This window comes from Streptomyces sp. MNU76, assembly GCF_020982545.1.
GTDB lineage: Bacteria > Actinomycetota > Actinomycetes > Streptomycetales > Streptomycetaceae > Streptomyces.
The window spans coordinates 488,036-502,839 of the sequence record NZ_JAJKLK010000001.1 but is presented as its reverse complement, the minus strand read 5'-3'; the positions used below and the strand labels follow the sequence as shown (position 1 = coordinate 502,839).

The 14,804-nt window shown below is 71.3% G+C and carries 13 protein-coding genes; 12 read left to right on the top strand and 1 reads right to left on the bottom strand.

What is annotated here, in order from left to right:
- Nucleotides 1-172 precede the first annotated feature (172 nt).
- Genes E4N62_RS02210 through E4N62_RS02200 form a run of 3 tightly spaced genes read left to right on the top strand, consistent with a single transcriptional unit; the run spans nt 173 to nt 2,798 of the window.
- Nucleotides 173-706, top strand: a complete 534-nt coding sequence (locus E4N62_RS02210; protein ID WP_230211686.1) for a PadR family transcriptional regulator — start codon at nt 173-175, stop codon at nt 704-706.
- Complete coding sequence (locus tag E4N62_RS02205; RefSeq protein ID WP_230211685.1) at nt 703-1,440, top strand: ABC transporter ATP-binding protein; 738 nt, start codon at nt 703-705, stop codon at nt 1,438-1,440. Before E4N62_RS02210 ends, E4N62_RS02205 begins: the two co-directional genes overlap by 4 nt.
- Nucleotides 1,437-2,798 (top strand): ABC transporter permease, encoded by a 1,362-nt coding sequence (locus E4N62_RS02200; RefSeq protein WP_230211684.1) that lies wholly within the window; start codon nt 1,437-1,439, stop codon nt 2,796-2,798. Before E4N62_RS02205 ends, E4N62_RS02200 begins: the two co-directional genes overlap by 4 nt.
- Before the next feature lie 132 nt (nt 2,799-2,930).
- Here the strand turns inward: E4N62_RS02200 and E4N62_RS02195 are convergent, their stop codons facing one another.
- On the bottom strand, nt 2,931-4,031 hold the full coding sequence (locus E4N62_RS02195) for a mechanosensitive ion channel family protein (protein ID WP_230211683.1): 1,101 nt from the start codon (nt 4,029-4,031) through the stop codon (nt 2,931-2,933).
- A 315-nt stretch (nt 4,032-4,346) separates the two neighbouring features.
- On the opposite strand from E4N62_RS02195, the gene E4N62_RS02190 reads away from it, so the two are divergent.
- From E4N62_RS02190 to E4N62_RS02150, 9 genes are all read left to right on the top strand, one after another.
- The gene (locus tag E4N62_RS02190; RefSeq protein ID WP_086753161.1) at nt 4,347-4,883 is read left to right on the top strand and encodes an HNH endonuclease; all 537 of its coding nucleotides are present in this window, start codon (nt 4,347-4,349) and stop codon (nt 4,881-4,883) included.
- Nucleotides 4,884-5,126: 243 nt separating this feature from the next.
- Nucleotides 5,127-5,960: a hypothetical protein gene (locus E4N62_RS02185; protein ID WP_230211682.1), complete on the top strand. Its 834-nt coding sequence runs from the start codon at nt 5,127-5,129 to the stop codon at nt 5,958-5,960.
- Nucleotides 5,961-6,104: 144 nt separating this feature from the next.
- The gene (locus E4N62_RS02180) at nt 6,105-7,379 is read left to right on the top strand and encodes an ROK family transcriptional regulator (RefSeq protein WP_230211681.1); all 1,275 of its coding nucleotides are present in this window, start codon (nt 6,105-6,107) and stop codon (nt 7,377-7,379) included.
- Between the two features lie 134 nt (nt 7,380-7,513).
- Nucleotides 7,514-8,851 (top strand): ABC transporter substrate-binding protein, encoded by a 1,338-nt coding sequence (locus E4N62_RS02175; protein ID WP_230211680.1) that lies wholly within the window; start codon nt 7,514-7,516, stop codon nt 8,849-8,851.
- 40 nt (nt 8,852-8,891) lie between these two features.
- Nucleotides 8,892-9,833: a carbohydrate ABC transporter permease gene (locus tag E4N62_RS02170; protein WP_230212394.1), complete on the top strand. Its 942-nt coding sequence runs from the start codon at nt 8,892-8,894 to the stop codon at nt 9,831-9,833.
- On the top strand, nt 9,833-10,732 hold the full coding sequence (locus E4N62_RS02165) for a carbohydrate ABC transporter permease (RefSeq protein WP_230211679.1): 900 nt from the start codon (nt 9,833-9,835) through the stop codon (nt 10,730-10,732). The genes E4N62_RS02170 and E4N62_RS02165 overlap by 1 nt, the downstream gene beginning before the upstream one ends.
- A 7-nt stretch (nt 10,733-10,739) precedes the next feature.
- Nucleotides 10,740-12,005: a 6-phospho-beta-glucosidase gene (locus E4N62_RS02160; protein ID WP_230211678.1), complete on the top strand. Its 1,266-nt coding sequence runs from the start codon at nt 10,740-10,742 to the stop codon at nt 12,003-12,005.
- An 86-nt stretch (nt 12,006-12,091) separates the two neighbouring features.
- Nucleotides 12,092-13,048 (top strand): BadF/BadG/BcrA/BcrD ATPase family protein, encoded by a 957-nt coding sequence (locus E4N62_RS02155; protein WP_230212391.1) that lies wholly within the window; start codon nt 12,092-12,094, stop codon nt 13,046-13,048.
- 273 nt (nt 13,049-13,321) lie between these two features.
- Nucleotides 13,322-14,803: a hypothetical protein gene (locus tag E4N62_RS02150; protein ID WP_230211677.1), complete on the top strand. Its 1,482-nt coding sequence runs from the start codon at nt 13,322-13,324 to the stop codon at nt 14,801-14,803.
- Nucleotide 14,804: the final 1 nt, after the last annotated feature.

The window sequence follows — 14,804 nt, the reverse complement described above, 5'->3', positions numbered from 1 at the left end:
CGATGGGGTGCGGGTCCGGGGTACTCCAGCCCTACCCAGCGCGCGCCGCCGCAGACGTGGGCGGGCGGACATCGTGGGGTTGTTCACTTCCTCGCAGGATCCGGAACATACTCCGGGGCCGCTCCGAAGCCGGCTATTCACTCAGTACATATACTCAGTGCATACTGGGGGCATGAGCACCCGTCACATCCTGTTGGGGCTGCTCGCCGGTGGGCCGAGCCATGGCTACGACCTCAAGCGACGGCACGACGAACGCTTCCCGCAGGCCCGTCCGCTGGCGTACGGGCAGGTCTACACGACCCTGCAGCGGCTGGTCCGCGACGGGCTCGCCGAGGTCGACGGCACCGAGGCGGACAGCGGCCCGGAACGGACGATGTACCGCTCGACGGACGAGGGGGCGCGCGAGCTGGCCAGGTGGGCCGGGGAGATCACCGCGCCGGCGCCGTTCGTGACGAACGAGATCTTCGCCAAGCTCGTCGTCTCGATCCTCACCGACGGCGACCCGGCCGCCTACCTACGGGGGCAGCGCACCGCGCACATGGCGCGCATGCGGGAGCTGACCGCCGTGAAGACCGCGCCGGGCGCCGACCTCTCGACCGTGCTCGCGGCGGACTACGCCCTCAACCACCTTGACGCCGACCTCCGCTGGATGAGCACCACGGCGGCCCGGCTGACCACCCTGACCGCGGAGGTCGACGCAGCATGACCGAGAAGAACACCCGTCCCTCGCCGGTGCTCACGGCCCGCGGACTGGTCAAGGAGCACGGCAGGACACGGGCGCTGCGGGGTGCCTCGCTGGAGCTCCGGGAGGCCGAGATCCTCGCCGTCACGGGGGCCAGCGGCAGCGGGAAGTCCACTCTGCTGCACTGTCTGGCGGGGATCGTCCGGCCGGACGAGGGCTCGGTGGCATACGCCGGGAAGCGGCTCGACCAGCTCCCCGAGAAGGACCTGAGCGAGCTGCGCCGGACGGACTTCGGGGTCGTCTTCCAGTTCGGCCAGCTGATACCCGAGCTGACGGCCGTCGACAACGTCGCACTGCCGCTGCTGCTGGCCGGCACGGATCGCCGGGCCGCGCGGGAGCGGGCCGGCGAGTGGCTGGAGCGGTTCGGGGTGCGGGGGCAGGAGGACCAGCGGCCCGGAGAGATGAGTGGCGGCCAGGCGCAGCGGGTGTCGCTGGCGCGGGCGCTGGTGACCGGGCCGAGGGTGGTGTTCGCGGACGAGCCGACCGGGGCGTTGGACTCGCTGGCGAGCGAGCAGGTGATGGCGGCGCTGACACACGCGGCCCGGGAGTCCCGCACGGCGGTGCTGCTGATCACGCACGACGCGCAGACCGCGGCGTACGCGGACCGCGAGGTCACGCTGCGGGACGGGGTCGTGGTGTCGGAGGCGGACGCGGGCACGAGCGCGGGCACGGACACGGAGCTGGAGGTGTCCCCGTGAAGGGGCTGGTGAACGATCTGCGGCTGGCCCTGCTGCTGACGCGGGGTTCGGACCGGAGGGAGTGGTGGCGGATGGCGCTCACGGCGGCCGGGGCGGCGCTCGCGACGGCCTTCGGTCTGGCGGCGGGAGCGCTCGCCTCCTTGGCCGGTCACCATCGGTTGGGCCTGGCCGCCGGGCTGATGGACAACCCCGGTGAACGCGCCGGGGTGATCACCACCCTGCTGCTCCTGCTGGTGCCGGTCCTCGGGTTCCTCGGTCAGTGCGCCCGCGTGGGGGCCGTCCACCGGGACCGGCGGCTCGCCGGGCTGCGGCTGGCCGGCGCCTCGGGGGGCCAGGTGCGGCGGATCGCGGCGCTGGAGACGGGGGTGGCCTGTCTGGCGGGTTCGCTGGCCGCGACCCTCGCCTTCGTGGTGTTCCTGGTGAGCCGGTGGCACAGCCCCGGCCCGGTGACGTGGCTCGTGATCGTGCTGGTGGCGCTCGGCGTGCCCGCGTCCGGCGCTCTCGTGAGCGTGCTGGCGCCGCGCCGGGTCGTGGCCTCGCCGCTGGGCTGGGTACGACGGGTGCGGCCGGGCTCCGGCCGGGGGCCGATGTGGGTGTTCCTGGGTGCGATCGGAGTGCTGGTGCTCGCGGCCCTCCTCGCCGTCGCCGGCACCACCCGGAACATGCCCGACCAGAAGGCCGGGCAGGCCCCGCTGACCCTGTGCGGCGCGCTGCTCGCGGTGGGCGCGGGCGCGGTACTGCTGTCCGGCGCCGTCTCCAGGGTCACCGGCCGGCTGCTCGCCTCGCGCACCGGGAACCCGGCGGTACTGATCGCCGCCGAGCGGCTGCGCGACGACCCCTGGGCGGCGGCCCGCACCCATGCGGCCGTCCTCATGGGGGTCGTGGTCGGCAGCGGGTACCTCGGCGTACGGCAGGCGCTGCTCGCGCACATCGAGGGACCGACCCGGCTGGCCGGGAGAGACGACTTCTACCTCGCCGGTCTGAACTTCACCGCCGCGGCCATCGTCGTCGGCTTCGCCATCACCCTCTTCGGTCTGGCCGTCGGCACCGCCGAGTCCCTCGCCACCCGCCGCCGGGGCCTGGCCGCGCAGGTCGCCGCCGGGGTGCCGTACGAGGTGCTGCGCCGGGCCCTGCTGCTGGAGACGGCCCTGCCCCTGGCGCCGTCGATACTGGTCGCCGGCCTGGGCGGCACGGCGATCGCCGTCACGTACGCCAGCTACGTGGGCGGTGCCCTGTCCCTCCCCTACGGCGCACCCCTGGTCCCTCTCGCGGTGTACGGCGCCTGTCTGCTCGCCGCGGCCACCACCCTGCCTCTGCTCCACCGCACGATCCGGCCGACGGAACTGCGGTACGTCTAAGGCCGAAGGGACGGCGTCCCAGGAGACACGGGGGTGCTCCTGGGCAGCCGGAGGAGGCGGGAAGAACATGGGGGCGTCCGGAGAGATCCGGGCGCCCCCACAGTCACGCACGCCCCCCTGCGCGCCCTCGCTCTACTTGGGCACGGCCGAGGGCGCGATCGGTGTCGCCCGTTCCGACTGGGGCGAGGTCGAGTTGGCGTACACGGACGGGGCCGACACACCGGCCGTCGGGTCGGCGTCCTCGTCGGCCGCGGGGGCCGGGCCGCCGCCCACGATGCGGATGTCGGCGGCGTCGAAGGCCTTCTTGATGCGCCAGCGCAGCTCCCGCTCGACCGTGAGGGCCTTGCCCGGCATGGTCTTGGCGGAGACGCGGACGACCATCGAGTCCAGGAGCACGTCGTCGAGGCCGAGGACCTCGATGGGGCCCCACAGGAGCTCGTTCCAGGGCTCCTCCTTGCTCATCGCCTCGCCGACCTCGGCGAGGGTGCGGCGGACCTTGTCGAGGTCCTCGTCGTAGCGCACGGTGACGTCGACGCCGGCCGTGGCCCAGCCCTGCGACAGGTTGCCGATGCGCTTGACCTCGCCGTTGCGGACGTACCAGATCTCGCCGTTGTCGCCGCGCAGCTTGGTGACGCGCAGGCCGACCTCGATGACCTCGCCGGACGCGACGCCCGCGTCGACGGTGTCGCCGACGCCGTACTGGTCCTCCAGGATCATGAAGACACCGGAGAGGAAGTCCGTGACCAGGTTCCGGGCGCCGAAACCGATGGCGACGCCCGCGACACCGGCGGAGGCCAGCAGTGGTGCCAGATTGATCTCGAAGGTGGCGAGGACCATCAGGGCGGCCGTGCCCAGGATCAGGAACGACGCGACCGAGCGCAGCACCGAGCCGATGGCCTGGGAGCGCTGGCGGCGGCGCTCGACGTTGACCAGCAGACCGCCGAGGGTGCCCCCCTCGACGCCCGGCACGGAGCGGTTCATCCGGTCGATGAGCTTGGTGATGGCCCGCCGGACCACCACTCTCAGCACCACCGCTATCGCCACGATCAGCAGGACGCGGAGACCGATGGCCAGCCATGTGGACCAGTTCTCCTCCACCCAGCTGGCGGCGTTGGTCGCGCTCTCCTGTGCGTCCTCCAGCGACGGCACGGCCGGTGTCGTCGCCGTCTCCGAGGGCGACGGCGACGGCGCGGCGGCGGCCAGGAGGAGGGACAGGGAAGAAACGGACGGCACGGCGGGAACCTCCAAGGTGCGATATCTGCCCTCCGGCACGGCGGTCAAGATCCATCGGGTCACGGAAAGGTCACCGGACGGGCAGGCCCACCACACTATCGGGGCATTGTGTGGAGGACGCCGCCTTGTTCGAGGGAGACAGGGCGCTCACCAGGGAGTGAAGGGCGCACACGACGGGGGATGAATGAGGTGTGGTCGAAAACACTCCCAGCCCGTTACCGGGACATGGTGGCGCTTCCACCAGGCCTGAGGGGAGACTGACTACGGATCGTCCACGGCGCGAGCCACGCGCCGCCGGCGTACAAGGAGGCATCCGTGCCGCACGTCCTGGTCCTCAACGCGTCGTACGAGCCGCTCGGCGTCGTACCGCTCCGCCGCGCGCTCGTCCTCGTCCTGGAGAACAAGGCCGTCTCCCTGGAAGAATCCGGCGCCTATCTGCACAGCGCGACCGTCACAGTCCCCGCACCCAGCGTGGTCCGGCTCAAGCGATTCGTCCGGGTTCCCTATCGGGGGCCCGTTCCTCTGACCCGTCGGGCGCTGTTCGCCCGCGACGGGGGCCGGTGCATGTACTGCGGTGGCGTCGCAACCAGCGTCGACCACGTCATCCCGCGCAGTCGCGGGGGCAAGCACGTCTGGGACAACGTCGTCGCGTCGTGCCGCCGCTGCAACCACGTCAAGGCCGACCGCCATCTCGTCGAGATCGGCTGGCGGCTCCGCCACAAACCCGCACCGCCCACCGGGCTGGCCTGGCGCATCATCGGCACGGGGCACAGGGACCCGCGCTGGCTGCCCTACCTGCAGCCGTTCGGCGCGGACGACGCGTTGGCCCGGATCGACGGCATCTCCGCCTGACGGTCCGGGTTTTTGCATGGCCGGGTGCCCTCGCCGCAGGGGCACCCGGTACGCGTCGCAGGGCACCTGATCCGCACCTCCGGGGCGCCTGGAACGCGCGCATCCTCTTGACCTGCGCCTTCGGGACCGTCTTCACAGGTACCCCGCATTCCCTTCGCACACATGATCGCCTAGTGTCAGTCCCACAGCGGGCCCTTGTTCTGGAGCGCAACGCCCAGGGGCCCGCCACGAATGTGGGGACTCATGCGCAAGCTCGCCATAGGCGCCGCCATGTCCGGCACCCTGGCTCTCACCGGCCTCGCCGCGCCCGCCGCGCTGGCCGACTCGCCGGCTCTGACCTTCGGCACCATCACGGTCAACAACGGCAAGCCGATCGCGGTCGGCACCAAGGCCGCGGTGACCGTGCCGGTGACGTACAGCTTCACCCGGCCGGCCGATCTGGTCATCGACTACCAGAACAACTTCCTGATCGCCGCCCTCTACCGGGGTTCGCTGGCGGAGACCGACAACGCCGTCGAAGCGAACTCGATGCCCGTCTGCACCACGACCGCGACGACCGACACCACGGTGACCGAGTCCTGCGCGGCGAAGCTCACCATCGACCCGCGGGACAACCTCTACACCGCCGCGGACGCCACCACCTGGAAGGCCGCCGCCCTCTACAGCGAAACGGCGATCGACCTCGACGAATCCGACGACCACATCAGCGCGCACACCGGCCTCGACATCTGGGGCAACCTCGGCACCGCCAAGCTCCAGCGGGTCTCCAAGGTCACCGTGAACGCCACCCCCGAGCCGGTCGTCAAGGGCAAGACCCTGACCGTCAAGGGCGCGCTCACCCGCGCCGACTGGAACACCGGCAGGTACGCCGGGTACAAGGGCCAGAAGGTAACCCTCCAGTTCAAGGCGAAGGGCGCCGCCGCCTACACCGACGTGAAGACGGTGACCTCTGGCACGGGCGGGGCTCTCGCCACCACCGTGAAGGCGTCGAAGGACGGCTCGTACCGCTACAAGTTCGCCGGTACGTCCACCACTGCAGCGAAGACGTCCGCGGCGGACTTCGTCGACGTGAGGTAACGGCACCGCACCCCGGCCCCCGGACGGCGATTCCGCCGCCCGGGGGCTTTTTTCATGGCCGGTCATTGACGCTCGCCTGGTCTAGTCCTATCGTCCTGGCATCCGATAGGAAACTTTCCTAACAGTTGGGCAGGTGGCGGACCCATGGCAGGAACCCCTCGCGTACTGCGCGCCATGAACGACCGCGCCGCACTCGATCTGCTGCTGGAGCACGGCCCGCTCTCCCGGACCCGGCTCGGCAGGCTGACGGGGCTGTCCAAGCCGACCGCCTCCCAGCTCCTGGCGCGCCTCGAAGCCGCCGGCCTCGTGGTCGCCACCGGCACCGGCGCGGACGGACCCCGCGACGGCGGCCCCGACACCGGCGGGTCCGGCGCCGGCGGGTCCGGCGCCGGCGGGTCCGGTACGGGCCGACCCGGCCCCAACGCCCAGCTCTACGCGGTCGACCCGACCGCCGCGTACGCCGCCGGCCTCGACGTCACCCCCGAACGCGTCCTGGCCGCCGTCGCCGACATCACCGGCCGCACGATCGGCGAGCACGCCGTCCCCACCCCCGGACGCCGTGCCGCCCAGCCGGTCGTACGGCAGGTCACCGCCGCCCTCGACGGGGCGGTCAAGGCCGCCGGACTCACCCGGTCCGACGTGCACCGGCTGGTCATCGGCACACCGGGCGCCTTCGACCCCACCACCGGACGGCTGCGGTACGCCTCGCACCTGCCCGGCTGGCACTCCCCCGCCCTCCTCGACGAACTCGCCGCCGCGCTGCCGATGCCGGTGGAGTACGAGAACGACGTGAACCTCGCCGCGCTGGCCGAACAGCGGCTGGGCGCGGCCAAGGGCCACGACGACTTCGTGCTGCTGTGGAACGAGGGCGGTCTCGGCGCCGCGGTCGTCCTCGGCGGACGGCTGCACCGGGGGTTCACCGGGGGCGCCGGCGAGGTCGGCTTCCTGCCGGTCCCGGGCGTGCCCCTGGTCCGCCATGTCACCAAGGCGAACAGCGGCGGCTTCCAGGAGCTCGCCGGCTCGCAGATCATTCCCCGGCTCGCCCGCGAGCTGGGGATCTCTCCGGTGCCGGAGGGGCCGTACGCCGAGGTCGCGGCGGCGCTCGTGGCCCGGGCGGCCGAGGTCGACTCCGGGGCCCACCGGCAACTTCTGGCCACGTACGCCACGGGGCTCGCGACAGGTATCGCGTCACTCGTGGCCGTGCTCGATCCCGAACTCGTCGTCCTCAGCGGTACGGCACTGACCGCCGGCGATGAGCCGCTGCGGGCGCTCGTCGAGGCCGAGTTGGCCGAGCTGGCGGCTTCCCGGCCGCGGCTCGTGCTCGGTGACGTGCGTGAACACCCCGTGCTGCGGGGCGCGTTGGAGAGTGCGCTCGCGGCGACGCGTGACGAAGTCTTCAACACGTTGACGCTCCGCTGAGTTCGGCCGTCTTTCAGGTCGTTTGAACACTGCCGGCCTGTCGTGGCTGGTCGCGCAGTTCCCCGCGCCCCTGGGGTTTCCCGGGCGCGCCCCATTCCTCACAGATCCCCCTTCCTTCCTCAGGAGACTCCGCCATGTCCGGAATATCCAAGAACGCGGCGGTCGCTCTCGCCGCCACCGCCTCCCTCGCCCTGTTCGCCACCGCCTGTACGGGGCAGTCCGGGGCCACCGCCTCCGACGACCCCAACGCCAAGACGACGATCACCTTCTGGCACGGGTGGAGCGCCCCCGGCGAGGTGAAGGCGATCCAGGCGAATGTGGACCAGTTCGAGAAGGAGCACCCGAACATCACGGTGAAGGTCGTCGGGAACATCAACGACGACAAGCTCAACCAGGCGCTGCGGGCTGGCGGTTCGAAGGGGCCGGACGTGGTGTCCTCGTTCACCACGTCCAACATCGGCAAGTTCTGTTCCTCCGGGGCCTTCGCCGATCTGAAGCCCTTCGTCGAGAAGTCGAAGCTCGACCTCGACAAGATCATCCCGAAGCCGATGCTCGACTACACGCAGTTCGAGGGCACCCGGTGCGCGCTGCCGCTGCTGGGGGACGCGTACGGGCTGTACTACAACAAGGACGCGTATCGGAAGGCCGGCATCGAGGCGCCGCCGAAGACGTGGTCCCAGTTCGCCGAGGTCGCGGAGAAGCTGACCAAGTCGAAGGGCGACAGCTACTCCCAGCTGGGCTTCATGCCGAACTACCACGGCTACGAGACGGTCGTGGACCACTACATGTCGCAGTGGGACCACGCCTACTTCGACGCGAACGGCAAGTCGAACATCGCCAAGGACCCGGCGTTCGCGGAGATGTTCACGTACCAGAAGAAGCTGGTGGACTCCCTCGGCGGCTTCGCGAAGCTGGAGAAGTACCGCAACACCTTCGGCGACGAGTGGGGGGCCGAGCACCCGTTCCAGACGGGTCAGGTGGCCATGCAGCTGGACGGCGAGTGGCGGCTCGGGATGGCGAAGGCCGCCGGCACCGACTTCGAGATCGGCACCGCGCCGATGCCCGTGGCCGACGACGAGGTGGACGAGTACGGCAAGGGCTTCCTCTCCGGCACGATCATCGGCATCGCCCCGCAGAGCAAGAAGCAGAACGCGGCCTGGGAGCTGGTGAAGTACCTGACGACCGACACCGAGGCCGTCGTGTCCTTCGCCAACGCCATCCACAACGTGCCGTCCACGTTCGCGGCCCTGAAGTCGCCCGACCTGAAGGTGGACGAGGGCTTCCAGACCTTCCTGGACATCGCGCAGAACGAGCACTCGAACACCCCGCCGGCCTCGGTCAACGGCTCCACGTACCAGACGACGCTGCAGGACTTCGGCTACCAGTACGAGTCCGGCAAGGTGACGGACCTGCGGAAGGGGCTGGAGAAGACCGCCCAGCAGATCGACACCGACATCGCGCAGGCGAAGTAGCGGCAGCGGTATCCGTCGGATGTCCACGCATTCGCTGCGCGTGTCCTCGCACACGCTCCGTTCGAAGCGCCGCCGGTCGGCGCTTCGGACGGTGGCCTTCCTGTCCCCCTGGCTGATCGGGTTCGGCGTCTTCTTCGCCTATCCGCTGGTGTCCACCGTGTACTTCTCGCTGATGAAGTACGACGGATTCGGCACCCCGGTCTTCCGCGGCCTGGGCAACTGGTCCTATGTCTTCGACGACTACCCGATGTTCTGGCCGGCGCTGCGCAACACCCTCTGGCTGGTGCTGGTCATGGTCACCTGCCGGGTGCTCTTCGGGCTCGGCGTCGGTCTGCTGATCACCAGGATCAAGACCGGGGCGGGGGTCTTCCGCACCCTCTTCTATCTGCCGTACCTCGCCCCGCCGGTCGCCGCGACCCTGGCCTTCGTCTTTCTCCTCAACCCCGGCACAGGCCCGGTCAACGCGATCCTGGGCGACCTGGGTCTGCCGACGCCCGGCTGGTTCACCGACCCCACGTGGTCCAAGCCGGCGCTCACCGCGCTGGCGCTGTGGGGCGTGGGCGACCTGATGGTGATCTTCATGGCCGCCCTGCTCGACGTCCCGAAGGAGCAGTACGAGGCCGCCGAGCTGGACGGGGCGTCGGCCTGGCAGCGGTTCCGGTACGTGACCCTGCCGAGCATCTCGCCGATCGTGATGTTCGCCGTGGTCACGGGCGTGATCCAGACCATGCAGTACTACACGCAGCCCCTGGTGGCCGGGAAGGTCGCCTCCGGCATCATCGGCGGCTCCGGGCAGCAGTTCGAGCCGGGCTACCCGGACAAGTCGACCCTGACGCTGCCCCAGCTCGTCTACAACCTGGGCTTCCAGCGCTTCGACTACGGCTCCGCCTGTGTGGTCGCCCTCGTGCTGTTCGCCCTGTCGATGCTGTTCACGGCGCTGCTGATGCGGCGCCGGGGCGGACTGATCGGAGCGGGTGAGTGATGACCCAGGTACTGGACGTGCGCGAGGAACCCCTCGCGACGGTGGCCGCACCGGACAGTGAGCGGACCGCCCGCCGCCGGGCCCTGCTGGAGTGGATCGCCGTCCACTCGCTCGGGGTCGCCGCCGCGCTGTTCTTCACGCTGCCGTTCGTCTTCGTCGTGCTGACCTCGCTGATGAGCGATCAGCAGGCGCTCACCCGCGATCTGCTCCCGGACACCTGGGAGTGGGGCAACTACCGCCAGGTCCTCGACACCCCCGGCTTTCTGACCTGGTGGCGCAACACCCTGGTCTACGCGGGGCTCGGCACGGTCCTCACCGTCGTCTCGTCCGTCCCCGTGGCGTACGCGCTCGCCAAGTTCCGCTTCCGCGGCCGCAATCTGGCGCTGATGCTGGTCATCTCGATGATGATGCTGCCGCCGCAGGTCGTGGTGATCCCGATGTACCTGTTCTGGGCCAAGCAGATGGACCTGTCCGGTTCGCTGTGGCCGCTGATCATCCCGATGGCGTTCGGGGACGCGTTCTCCGTCTTCCTGCTGCGGCAGTTCCTGATGACCATCCCCAACGAGTACCTGGACGCGGCCCGGGTCGACGGCTGCGGCGAACTGCGCACCCTGCTGCGGGTCGTCCTGCCGATGGCGAAGCCCGGCATCGCGGCCGTCGCGCTCTTCCAGTTCTTCTACGCCTGGAACGACTACTTCGGACCGCAGATCTACGCCTCCGAGAACCCGGCCGCCTGGACGCTCAGTTACGGCCTGGAGTCCTTCAAGGGCGCGCACCACACCGACTGGAACCTGACCATGGCCGCGACCGTGCTGGTCATGGCCCCGGTGATCCTCGTGTTCTTCTTCGCCCAGAAGGCGTTCGTCGAAGGCGTCACCCTGACCGGAGTAAAGGGTTGATACGGCTATGAAGCTCACCGTGGTCGGCGGAGGCTCGACCTACACACCCGAACTCGTCGACGGGTTCGCCCGTCTCAGGGACACGCTGCCGATCGAGGAGCTGGTGCTCGTCGACCCGGCCGCCGACCGGCTGGAGCTGGTCGGCGGGCTGTCCCGGCGGATCTTCGCCCGCCAGGGGCACCCCGGACGGATCGTCACCACCGGTGACCTGGACCGGGGTGTCGAGGGCGCGGACGCCGTGCTCCTCCAGCTCCGCGTCGGCGGCCAGGCCGCCCGTGAGCGGGACGAGACCTGGCCGCTGGAGTGCGGCTGCGTCGGACAGGAGACCACCGGCGCGGGCGGCCTGGCCAAGGCGCTGCGCACGGTCCCGGTCGTCCTGGACATCGCCGAGCGGGTGCGCCGGACCAACCCGGACGCCTGGATCATCGACTTCACCAACCCGGTGGGGATCGTGACCCGTGCCCTGCTCCGGGCCGGTCACAGGGCGGTCGGTCTGTGCAACGTGGCGATCGGCCTCCAGCGGAGGTTCGCCGCGCATCTCGGCGTGGCCCCGGCCGAGGTCCACCTGGACCACGTGGGCCTCAACCACCTCACCTGGGAGACCGGGGTCCGCCTCGGCGGCCCCTCCGGCGAGGACGTCCTGTCGAAGCTGCTGGCCGACCACGGCGACACCATCGCCGCCGACCTGCGGCTGCCCCGCCCGGTCCTGGACCGGCTCGGCGTGGTCCCGTCCTACTATCTGCGCTACTACTACGCCCACGACGAGGTCGTACGCGAGCTGGGCGCCAAGCCCTCCCGGGCCGCCGAAGTGGCCGCGATGGAGCGGGAGTTGCTGGAGATGTACGCCGACCCGGCGCTCGACGAGAAGCCCGCGCTGCTCGCCAGGCGGGGCGGGGCCTTCTACTCGGAGGCGGCCGTCGACCTCGCCGCGTCGCTGCTGGGCGACGGGGGCAGCCCGTACCAGGTGGTGAACACCCTCAACGGCGGCACGCTGCCGTTCCTGCCCTCCGACGCCGTGATCGAGGTGCCGGCGGCCGTGGGCCCGGACGGCGCGGCCCCCCTGCCGGTACCGACCGTGGACCCGCTGTACGCGGGCCTGATGGCGAACGTGACCGCGTACGAGGACCTGGCCCTCGACGCGGCCCTGCGCGGCGGCCGGGACCGGGTGTTCCGGGCCCTGCTCGCCCATCCCCTCATCGGCCAGTACGAGTACGCCGAGGCCCTGACCGACCGGCTCCTCGCCCACAATCGGGAGCACCTCGCGTGGGTATGAGCGACGGCGTGCGCGAGGGGTCGACCGCGGGTGCCCAGGCCGATTCGGGCGCGGGCGTGCGCGGGCATGGCGCCGGATCCGGCAGTGTGCTCGCCGTCGACGCGGGCAACAGCAAGACCGATGTCGCCGTCATCGCGGCCGACGGAGAGGTGCTGGGCGCGGCGCGCGGCGGGGGATTCCAGCCGCCGACGGTCGGGGTGACCACAGCGGTCGACGGCCTCGCGGAGGTCGTACGGCGGGCCTTCGCCGAGGCCGGGGTGGCCTCGGTCGACCATGTCTCGGCCTGCCTCGCGAACGCCGACTTCCCCGTGGAGGAGGAGGGCCTGGCGGCGGAGTTGCGCACGCGCGCGTGGGGCACGACCGTCGAGGTCCGCAACGACACGTTCGCGATCCTGCGGGCCGGTGTGGCCGAGCCCCGGGGCGTGGCGGTGGTGTGCGGTGCCGGCGTGAACTGCGTCGGCATGCGCCCCGACGGCCGCACCGCCCGCTTCCCGGCGCTGGGGCGCGTCTCCGGTGACTGGGGCGGCGGTTGGGGTCTCGCCGAGGAGGCGATGTGGCACGCGGCGCGCGCCGAGGACGGCCGGGGCGGCCCCACGGCACTCGCCGGCACGCTGCCCGCGCACTTCGGCCTGGACTCCATGTACGCCCTGATCGAGGCCCTGCACCTGGGGCACATCCCGGCCGTCCGCCGGCACGAGCTGACCCCGGTCCTCTTCGCCACGGCGACCGGCGGCGACCCGGTGGCCCGCGCGCTGGTGGACCGGATGGCCGAGGAGGTGGTGGCCATGGCGACGGTCGCCCTGACCCGCCTGCACCTCCTCGGTGAGGAGACCCCCGTCCTCCTCGGCGGCGGGGTCCTCGCCGCCCGGCATCCCCTCCTCGACGCCCGGATCCGCGAGGCGCTGGCCGCCGCCGCGCCCAAGGCCGTCCCCCGGGTGGTCACGGCCGCCCCGGTGCTGGGCGCGGCGCTGCTCGGCCTCGACCACGTGGGCGCGCCGCGCGCCGCGCACGCGCGCGTGCGGGCGCACTACGAAAGAGGCTGACCCCGCCCCCGCGCCACCCAGGATCTCCCCTCGAACGCGTTCGAATCCCCAGGGAACCGAACCCGAACCAACCGCGTATTCATGGGCAGGGGTGGTGCGGGAAGCCTTGTGCTGCGCCGGAATTCGACCCGCACGGTGCCTACGGACACGATCGGGGAACAAGATCGAGTCAAGGTCTGTGCGTCGTCAGTCCCGACGGCGATACTTGCGGCCGTGCACCTCTGCCCGCGCGAGCGGGCGGAAGCGATGGACGGATGACCAGGGGGAGGTCAGGTGACATTCACGCCGGAGGGCAGCGCGGCACCGACGGCACCACCCACGGGCCCGGGCCCCGCCGTGCCGTCGCAGGCCGCACCCGTACCGAGGTCCCCCGCGCCGTCCCCGGCCCCGGACGGCGGGCCGCCGCGCCGGACGGCGTTCGCCGAGGGCGTCGACCAACTGCGCGCGGCCGCGACGACCGAGCCCGGCCGGCTGCGCATCATCGGCGCCGTCCTCGCCCTCCTGGTCGTCGCGTTCGGCTCGGTCACCGCCTGGCAGATGAACGACCGCGCGGCCGCCGCCGACGACGTCCTCCACGGCAGCCAGCCGCTCAGCTCGGCGGCGGCGGAGATCTACAGTTCCCTGGCCGCCGCCAACACGGCGGCGTCCAGCGGGTTTCTCGCGGGTGGGCAGGAGACCGCGGAGTCGCGCGAGGTGTACGAGCGGGAGATGGGGAACGCCGCGAGGAACCTGGCCTTCGCCGCGACCGCGTCGGAGTCCGGCTCCGACTCCGAGCAGCGCATCGCCAAGCTCAACGCCCTGCTGCCCGAGTACAAGGGCCTGGTGGAGCGGGCCCGCGCCAACAACCGGCTGGGCTACCCGCTGGGCGGCGCCTATCTGCGCTACGCGAACGACAAGATGCAGAACATGCTCGGCGAGGCACAGAGCATCTACGACAACGAGAACGAGCGGCTCCGCGACGACTACGCGGACGCCACGGCGTATCCGTGGGCCGCGCTCGGCCTCGGCGCCCTCGCCATCGGCGGCCTCGTCTGGGCCCAGCGGCGCAACTACCGGCGTACCAACCGGGTGTTGAACCACGGCCTGGTCGCGGCGACTGCCGCCTCCACCGTGGTCCTGCTGTGGCTGGCCGGGGGCCACACCCTCGCCCGTGCGGGGCTGAACGACTCCTACGAACACGGCGTACGGTCGCTGACCGTCCTCAACGACGCCCGCATCGCCTCCCTCACCGCCCGGGGCAACGAGAACCTGACGCTGATCAGCCGGGGTGCTCAGTCGATCAAGATCACGGTCGACGGCGAGGAGACGAGCGTGGACGAGTTCGACCACAACTTCAAGAAGGAAATGCGCAACCTGGAGGACCGGTTGGCCGCCGCCGAGCGGCTGGCCGACGACAGCGGCGGTGCGAAGCCCGTGCGGGCCGCGGGCCTCGCCATGGAGGAGTGGAAGGCGCGGCACGGCAAGGCCCGCGACGCCGACGACAGGGGCGACTACCAGTGCGCTCGGGACCAGGTGATCGGCGGCAAGGCCACGGACGACTGCCCGGACGGTGACAGGCCGACAGGACAGTGCTTCGACCAGGTCGACACGAATCTGGGCCTCGCGAGCGCCTACGAGAAGGACGAGTTCGAGACCGCTGCCCGAAGTGGCCGTGCCGCCATGCTCGGGCTCCCGGTGGGCGCAGCCGTACTGGCCGTGCTGGGAGCGGCGGGCGCGGTGCTGGGCATCGGACGCAGGCTTTCGGAGTACCGGTGAC

Bases quoted from the DNA above. Each gene is read 5' to 3' on its own strand.
- E4N62_RS02210 (WP_230211686.1), top strand. From the start codon at position 173: ATGAGCACCCGTCACATCCTGTTGGGGCTGCTCGCCGGTGGGCCGAGC.
- E4N62_RS02205 (WP_230211685.1), top strand. From the start codon at position 703: ATGACCGAGAAGAACACCCGTCCCTCGCCGGTGCTCACGGCCCGCGGA.
- E4N62_RS02185 (WP_230211682.1), top strand. From the start codon at position 5,127: ATGCGCAAGCTCGCCATAGGCGCCGCCATGTCCGGCACCCTGGCTCTC.
- E4N62_RS02180 (WP_230211681.1), top strand. From the start codon at position 6,105: ATGGCAGGAACCCCTCGCGTACTGCGCGCCATGAACGACCGCGCCGCA.
- E4N62_RS02175 (WP_230211680.1), top strand. From the start codon at position 7,514: ATGTCCGGAATATCCAAGAACGCGGCGGTCGCTCTCGCCGCCACCGCC.
- E4N62_RS02165 (WP_230211679.1), top strand. From the start codon at position 9,833: ATGACCCAGGTACTGGACGTGCGCGAGGAACCCCTCGCGACGGTGGCC.
- E4N62_RS02160 (WP_230211678.1), top strand. From the start codon at position 10,740: ATGAAGCTCACCGTGGTCGGCGGAGGCTCGACCTACACACCCGAACTC.